The organism is Alphaproteobacteria bacterium (assembly GCA_035625915.1).
GTDB lineage: Bacteria > Pseudomonadota > Alphaproteobacteria > JACZXZ01 > JACZXZ01 > DATDHA01.
The window spans coordinates 1-8,344 of the sequence record DASPOR010000111.1; the positions used below are offsets into that span (position 1 = coordinate 1).

Sequence of the window (8,344 nt, forward strand, 5' to 3'; positions counted from 1 at the left end):
CATTCTTGCACTCCCTTTCCCCAACCGCCTCAAACACCGCCGCACCTTGATGCGTCGACATCGGAGGCATCCCCGGCAAGGTGCCCGCAAGCTGAACGCTATTTGGAGAGCCAGTGCAAAGCATTGACATAGGTCATGGCAGACCGACCGCGAAATCCGCCGAGCCACCATTGAATCAGGATCGCTCCGCTGGATCTGCCTCGCCGTTCAGTTCTTCAATTTGTTGTCAGGACCGCAATAAGCCCTCAAGCTGCTCCCGGCTGAACATGCGCCGTATGGTCAACCCCTGCACGATGATCGAAAACACAACGACCGCAAATGTCATGTTGAGAAGGATGGGCTTCCAGGAGCTGTCGGGTAGGGATACCGCGAGCGCCAGCGAAAGGCCGCCGCGCAATCCGCCCCAGGTCAAGAGCTTCGTAAGACCCCATCGATCGGCGCGAATCCTTCCGACCGCATCCAGTCCTCCGACGACCGCAAATACGGCGATCGCCCTGCCGACAAGAACAGCCACGATGGCGGTCGAGCCGGGAATGCCTGTCGGAACACTCTCCAGCGGGTTGATCAAAATGACGTGCAGCCCGACGAAAACGAACAGCAAGGCGTTCAGAACTTCGTCCAAGCCCTGCCAGAACGTTGCCAATGGGTCCAACACCTCCCTGGCCACGCGTGAGCCGGTGACGTTGCCGGTCAGCAAGCCCGCGACCACAGTCGCGATCGGGCCGGAGACATGGATATATTGTGCGCCGGCATAGAGGCAGCTCACTGCTGCCAGCGAGATAAGAAGCGAAGTGCAATAGGTCGTAGCGCGCGGCAGCGTCACATGGAGGACGAGCCAGCCGAGTACCCCGATCACAGCGCCGCCGAGGACCTCTTGCAGGAAAACGGCGCCAGCACCGGTGGCACTTGCGCTGCCGCCCAGTGCCATGTCCGCGAAAATGGTAAACAAGACCACCGCGACGCCGTCATTCAACAACGACTCGCCATCGACAACGGTCTCGAGATTTTCCGGCAATCCGACCTTCGAGAGGATCGATAACGCGGCGACGGGATCGGTCGCCGCGATCAGCGCCCCAAAGAGAAGTGCCTGGGTGAGCGTCATGGAAATGCCGAACAACGACACCCCGGCGAAAACCAGCCCGCCCGTGACAAAGCACGCGATTGCCGTAGCGGCAAAGGCGAGTGAAAGGACCAGCCAGCGCTGCGCGCGCAGCGCAGCCCAACGCACCCGCGTGCTCCCGCGAAACAACAGGAAGCACAGCACGCCTTTCAGAAGCGTATCGTTCAAATTGAAGTATTGCGTCAGCTGATGCAATGCCCCGACGAGACCTACCGGCACGACCATCTCGATCAACCGCAGTCCTCCCGCCAGGACCACCGCGAGCAGAAGCAGCCCAATATCCGACTGCACTCGGAGCCAACGCTCGTTGACGAAGCTCAAGATGGCGACAATCCCGAACAGGCAAGCAATCGCCGTGAAGACCCCCATGTTCTGCAATCCCTTGTTATGGGTTTGAACCAGGCTCGGTCGTCGAAATGGCGCCATCAAACCACGGTATGAATCAAGCGGGCGTGATCTAGATCAACCTCCAATTTGCAGCGTCGTCACACGGGCTGGACCCCAAATAGGCAGGCCGATCACTTCATGGCAGGCGTGTTGGGCAATTTCCCCGTTCGCATTTCTCCAGCGCAACGCATTACGGATTCGGCTGCACTTGAATGCCGCCCGGTCCCAGCGGGCGGGCGCGCCCGAGTCCGGGATGCTCCGGGAGCTTGGTCGGCACGTGCTCGTAGACGTCATGCGCTGGGTCGAAGGTGCATCCGATCGCGCGGGCACGCTCGGTCGCGGTGGCGTTGCCTGCTGTGGAGACCGCGACCGCCGTCTCGACGGACATTCCCGGGCGCGCGAGTGCTGCGTTCTTCTCGCTGGCGTTGAAGCGGATCCGTACCGTGAATCGGCGCACGACCTTGGTGAAGTTGCCTGTCGCATTGTCGGGCGGGATCAGCGCGAACTCGGTTCCCGATGCGGGTGCGATCGATTCCACGAAGCCGCAGAGTGGGGTCTGCGGGTGGGTGTCCACGCTCACCCTCACGGGATCGCCCGGCCTCATTCGTTCGATTTGCGTCTCACGGTAGTTCGCGTCGATCCAAAGGTCGCGCACGGGCACCACCGACATCATGCGCGTACCGGCCGCGACATAGGTGCCGACCCTTGTCTGGAGGTTGGCGACGACACCGTCAATCGGCGCCCAGATCTCGGTGTCTCCGAGTGCGAATTTGGCGGAGAGTAGTGCTGCTTCCAAAGAGTCGACCTGTGCGTGCGCCACGACCTCGCGCGCATCGATGACGGCGACTTGCTCGTGCTCGAATCCGAGATTTGCCGCTGCCTCGTCGACGTTGGCTCGCGCTTGCGCCTCGGCGGCCGTGTCCGCATCGACGGAAGCCTGGGGTGCGTAGCTCTTTGCAGCCAATGTGGACGCCCGCTGCAGCGTGAGTGCTGCGTTCTTCTCCTGCGCCTGCGCTGCGCGTAGTGCCGCTTCGGCCACGACGATTTTCGATTGTTGAAGCTCGCGTTGCGCGCCGATCTGGGTCAGATCGGCTTTGGCCTGGTCGAGCGCTGCCTGCGCCTTCTCGACATTCATGCGGAAATCCCGCGGGTCGATGCGGGCAAGCACCTCTGCTGCCTTAACCGGCACGTTTTCGTCCACGAGCACCTCGACGGCATAGCCCGAAACCCGCGAGCTGATCGCGCTGATCTCCCCCCGCACGTAAGCGTCGTCGGTGATTTGGACGTCGCGAGATCTCTCGTACCAGCGCGCGCCGAAGTACCACCCCGCGCCCAGGACGGCGAGCAGGAGCACGGCAATCGCGACTCGCTTCACGCCAGCAATCATCGCGGACCTCGGAGTGCGAATGAGTGGACCGCGGTCGGCTGTTGGCCACCTCGTTTCGTCGTCGCGCGCAAGGGCGGCAGCATCAGTACCAGAAGGGCGGAAACGCCGAGTACTGCTGAAACGAGGACGAAGGCGTCCGCAAACGCCAGGACGTAAGCCTGGCTCGACGCCAGGCTGGAAAGCGACGACCAGGCTTGCCGTTGCGCGAGCGCCAGATCGCCGTGGGTCGAGAGGAAGCTTGCGACAAGCTCGTTGAACCGCTCGGCAACCGTCGAACCCGTGCTGAGATAATCGACCAATATCGCGGAATGAAACTTTTCCTGATAGGTGATGAGCGATCCCACGACCGCGATCCCGAAGGTCTGCCCGAGGACACGACTTAAATTGAAAAGTGCCGCGGCCGTGGGGCCTTGCTGGGGTGTGACATCGCGGGTCGCGTAAAAGATGGTCGGAACCAGGAACAGCCCTTGGCCGAAGCCGATCGCGATCTCGGTCAGCCGGAAATCGGCCGCCTGCCAAGCGGGCGTGAGGTAGGTGCTGACATAAGCGCCGACCGCGAAGAGTGCCAGGCCAAGCGACAGCGGTATGCGCGCATCCCACCGCGAAGCCCAGTACCACGCGATTGGAAACGAGGCGCACTCTGCCCAGAACATCCAGATGTTCGCGTCGGCGATTTCGGTGATGCGGAAACCCTGGAGCCGCGTGAGCGCCTGGGGGATCACAAAGGCGGCCATGACCATCCCGAAACGGTAAAAGGTCGCCAACGTGACGGCCCAGCCGAATGTCGTCTTCATCAGCGTCAGATCGATCAATGGGCGACGGCGAATCAAAAAGCTGCAAACGGCCGCAGGGATAACGACGGCCGCGACGATGCCCGCACCCACGATCGTCGTGTTCTCCAGCCAGAAGAAGCGGTCACCCTGTTTCATGAAGAGCGTCAGTGCTGCACCGCCGGCCGCCAATAATGCATAGCCGAGCCAATCGATCTCCGCGAGCCGCATACCCGAAGCGGTCGAACGAAGGACGGTGATCGCGAGCACGAGCAGAACCACCGCCCAGGCGATGTCGAAATAGAAGAGGCCTTGCCATCCAAAACGCTCGGTAACGACGGCGCCGACCCAGGCGGCAATCGACGAGGGTGCGGTTGATGCGAAGGCGAAAACCGAGAGGCCAGCGCTGCGCCCCGGTCCGGGCGGCAAGTTCGCCATGACCGCCGTGAACATCAGCACCGATATGGTACCGCCACAGAAACTCCCGACGGCGCGCAAGACGAGAAGCACGGTCTCGTCTCGAACCGGCAGGCTCGCAATGGCTGCGAGGGCGAAAATAGCGGAGGTCCAGATGATCAACGTCCGCATCGTCACGGCGCGCGCGAGCGTGGCGGCAAGCGGAATCGCGGCGACCTCGGCCATGGTCGCGATGCACGCGATCCATGACGCATCGTCCGAGGAAAGCGAGAATGCGCCGCCGAGGTCCGCGATCTCGAGATCGACGAGCTGCGAAGATATGCTCGAGCCGATCTGCGCCAGCGTCATCACGCCAATGGCGCTGACCGCCAGCGAGAGCGGGGGCAGCGCTGGGGCGGCGGGCCCAGCGCGGGTGGTGGTCTCGTCGGTTTGCATCGACTTGTGCGACACCTTTCCCTCGCCGCATTCTCGCATTCAGTGAAGAGTTTGATCAATGCCGAATGGCCCCAGGCCGGCGATTACGAGGAGCACAAATCGGATGCTGCGTCTTTGGGGGAATCCGTCGCGAACGTCCGTGGAAAGGATGAGGATATTCGCGACGGCATCTCAGCCGATGGCAGGGCCTGTTGAGGATCGGGTTGCGCCACCAACCAAAGTCAGCAGCGACTTGCCGCGGGCGGTCTCGCGGTCGGCATGGCGTTTTCCCGGCGCACTCGAAGTTCGCGAAATCGCGCCCGCTCACCGACGCACTGGCTTCTTTTTACGTCGACCCCCGGAACGATTCGATTAGACGATGGTATCGCCCGGCTCTTGGCGTTGGACGCGAAGACGACGACCCCACCCGCCTGCGCCTCCCATCGGTCTCCGGTGCGCCCGCCGCAACTCTCGCATGCGGCGTATCGATCTGACCCCTCCCATCGGTCTTCATTCAGCCATGACCCATGCGCTTTTCTCGGGTTGCAACAGGCTCCCCATGGCGCAAGCACCGGTCCTGATCTAAATTCGAGCCTGGGACCGATGGTGGGCCAGTCAATCAGTGCGGGGGGAAAGCGAATGACACAGTACAACGCCCTCAAACAGCGGATCGATCGCGGCGAGGTCATTATCCTCGACGGCGCGGTCGGAACTCAGCTCCAAGAGATGGGCCTGCCGATCTACCACACCGCATGGGCGGCGACAGCACTCCATACGCACCCCGCGACGGTTCAGGTCATGCACGAGAATTACGTCAAGGCCGGCGTCGACATTATCACGACGAATACCTATGCGTCGGCTCGCCACAATCTCGAACCACTCGGCCTTGGCGAGCTGACGGGCGAGCTTAATCGCCGGGCCGTCCTCCTCGCACGCGAGGCGCGTGATAGGGCAGGGGGCGGACGGCCTGTATTGATCGCGGGCTCGATCTCGAACTTCGGCATGACAACGGACGGCGAAGACATGGCGAGCTTGCGCCAGCGCTCGCGTTTCACCGAAGAGCAGCTACGCGCCAACCTCCGTGAGCAGGCGGAACTCCTCGTCGAAGCGGGTGCGGATTTCCTTCTTGCGGAGTCGACTGGCACCAACACCCATCGCAAATGGGTGAGCGATGCCTGCAAGGCGACAGGAGCGCCCTTTTGGGTCGGCTTCAAATGCCATCGCGAACCGAATGAGGCGGTGGTGAAAACGGGGTACCTGTCGTCCGACCGGTTCGTCGACGTTTTGGACGACGTGATGTCCCACGGTGGTTCGGTCTTGAGCATCTTTCATACCGGCGTCGACGACACGACCGCGGCTCTCAAGATCGCATTCGAGAAGTGGCCCGGCCCGATCGGCGTCTACCCCGATGCCGAACGGCAGGATTACATGACGGTGGCTCACGACCACGCGGTCGAGAACAGAATTTCACGCGAAGAATTCGCGAGCCAGGCGCGCCAATGGGTCGAGTCGGGCGTCCAAATCATCGGCGGTTGCTGTGGATACGGGCTCCCGTATATTCGGCCATTACGCGAGGCGTTGCCGTCCAAGATCCGCGCACCCCGCCAAGCCATGCGCTGACGCGACTTCCAGTGCCGACGAAGTTCATGGCGTCGGCGTGCTTGAGCGGGGTTGAGCCTTTCGTCGTCCAGGCACCAGCGCGTCTCGGCGAGGACGAGTGCCGCGACTGTCTTGCCCGATATCTGGAGCGTGTGCCCCGGCTCGCCACGCTGCCCACACGCGCGGGACGGAGGGCGGGCGATTTTGACGACCCGCTTATTTTGAAATCTACGAATTTCCTCCCCTGCTGAATCTCATGACCGTGGCCCGCGCCGCGTCGTCCGTGCGTCGCGGAGCTCATTAGCCCCACGCGTCCATCATTCCCGCAAACGGCAAGGCGAGGATCATCCGTTCACCCTCCGTAAAATGTGATTCGCTACATTTGCAGGGATATATATAATCTATACTGCAAGGAGGAGACGTTATATTGATATATCACAATATTACGCACATCGAATATTAGAGATATGTCAGTATTGCCGCTTGGGAATTTGCCGGAGCGTTCGAACGGTCTCCTGGCTTAGCTGGATGGCGTAGGGGCAGGCGTGATGGGAAGAGGGGCCGTGGATTCAATATCGTCGCTGCCGGACCCGCGAGGAGTCGGCACCGGCGGGGCGGGGCCGGCATGAAGGTATCGGCGCACACCCGTCGATACCATGCGACGTTGCTTGGCACGACCGCACTCGTCGGGATCGCGTTTTCGGCCGCCCTCGTGTTCCCGACACCCGCCATGTGCGCCCCCAAGGGTGGGATGGTGGTCGCGGGCAGCGCGAGTATTGCCACCGTTGGTAATACCACCAACATCGTCACATCGACGAATCGCACAATAATCGATTGGCAGGAGTTTTCCTTAAATACAAATGAAATCAGCAACTTCGTTCAAAACGGCAACCGCTCTGCGGTTCTTAATCGGGTTACAGGCCAGGACCCTTCGGTTCTTCTGGGCGCCCTGTCGTCGAACGGTCAGGTCTATTTGATCAATCCCAACGGCGTGCTGATCGGCGGTGGTGCGCGGATCGATACCGCCGGTTTCGTCGCCTCGACACTCGACCTCAGCGATGCGGATTTCCTTGCCGGCAAGTATGAGCGATTTTCCGGTACCTCGACCGCCTCGGTCGCCAATCTCGGGGCCATCGATGCGCAAGGCGGCAGCGTTTTTTTGATCGGTGCGCAAGTCGCGAACGCCGGGACCATTGCAGCACCCGACGGGACCGTCGGCCTCGCGGCCGGATTCCATGTCGTCCTCAAGGAAGCGGGCAGCGAACACCTCTATGTCCAGGCAAACCTGCCGGGCGAAGGCAGTGTGGGCGGCGCCGGGGCCGCCAACAGCGGTGCGATCCAGGCCGCCGCGGCCGAGATCATTGCTGCCGGCGGAAACATGTACGCGCTCGCCATCAACAATACGGGGCTCATTCGCGCAACTGCCGTCGCCCACGGGCCGGACGGCTCGATCCAGCTCGTTGCGGGCGCGGGTGGCTCGATCGCGACGAGTGGTTCGCTCGTGGCGCGGAGGGCGGATGGAAGCGGAGGCAGCGTCACCGTCGATTCCGGTGACGGTGGCACGACCGCCGTGGCGGGCACGATCGACGCATCGGGGAAGTCGGGTAGCGGCACGAAAGGTGGCGATGTCACCGTGCTCGGCGGACGGATCGCCATCCTCGACGGAACCCATATCGATGCGTCCGGCGATGGCGGCGGCGGCGCCGTGCTCATCGGCGGCGCCTTGCACGGTGCTGATGCAAGCAAGGTGCGCCACGCAAGTGAGACCTATGTTGCGCCGACCGCCTCGATCGACGCGGATGCGCGCGTCGAGGGCGACGGCGGCGAAGTCGTCGTGTGGTCGGATCGATATACGGACTTCAACGGCAACATCTCGGCGCGCGGTGGGGCCTTGGGTGGGGATGGCGGACAAGTCGAAGTCTCGAGCCACGGCCTCCTCGCCTTCGACGGTGCGGCGGATTTGCGCGCGCCCCATGGCGCTCGCGGCACGTTGCTGCTCGATCCCCAGGATATCGAAATCGACGATGCGCCCGCGACCGACAACATCGCATCGACAAGCACAACCGTCGCGGCGGCCTCGTTCAATGCAACGCCGGGTGCGCAGTCGGTCTTCGTCCCAACCGGCCAGGGATCGGCATCGATCCTCACGACCGCGACCCTCGATGCGGAACTCGCCCTCGGCGACGTCACGGTCGCAACGGTCGGCGATGCGCATCCGGGGGCCGGCGATATCACCGTCAACGGTACGAT

At 62.5% G+C, this 8,344-nt stretch carries 5 protein-coding genes; 2 read left to right on the forward strand and 3 right to left on the reverse strand.

The window, feature by feature from the left end:
- Positions 1–226: 226 nt before the first annotated feature.
- The 3 genes from VEJ16_08970 to VEJ16_08980 all read right to left on the reverse strand — a co-directional run bounded on the left by VEJ16_08970 (position 227) and on the right by VEJ16_08980 (position 4,531).
- Entirely contained in the window at positions 227–1,489 is a 1,263-nt protein-coding gene (locus tag VEJ16_08970) for a sodium:proton antiporter (protein HYB09788.1), read from the reverse strand.
- A gap of 208 nt (positions 1,490–1,697) precedes the next feature.
- Positions 1,698–2,894, reverse strand: a complete 1,197-nt coding sequence (locus VEJ16_08975) for an HlyD family secretion protein (GenBank protein ID HYB09789.1) — start codon at positions 2,892–2,894, stop codon at positions 1,698–1,700.
- The gene (locus VEJ16_08980; GenBank protein HYB09790.1) at positions 2,891–4,531 is read right to left on the reverse strand and encodes an MFS transporter; all 1,641 of its coding nucleotides are present in this window, start codon (positions 4,529–4,531) and stop codon (positions 2,891–2,893) included. Before VEJ16_08980 ends, VEJ16_08975 begins: the two co-directional genes overlap by 4 nt.
- A gap of 603 nt (positions 4,532–5,134) precedes the next feature.
- On the opposite strand from VEJ16_08980, the gene VEJ16_08985 reads away from it, so the two are divergent.
- Positions 5,135–6,115 carry a homocysteine S-methyltransferase family protein gene (locus VEJ16_08985; protein HYB09791.1) on the forward strand — a complete coding sequence of 327 codons (981 nt, stop codon included), beginning with the start codon at positions 5,135–5,137 and terminating at the stop codon, positions 6,113–6,115.
- 604 nt (positions 6,116–6,719) lie between these two features.
- Positions 6,720–8,344, forward strand: a 1,625-nt coding sequence (locus tag VEJ16_08990) for a filamentous hemagglutinin N-terminal domain-containing protein (protein ID HYB09792.1), incomplete at its 3' end; no start/stop codon positions are given.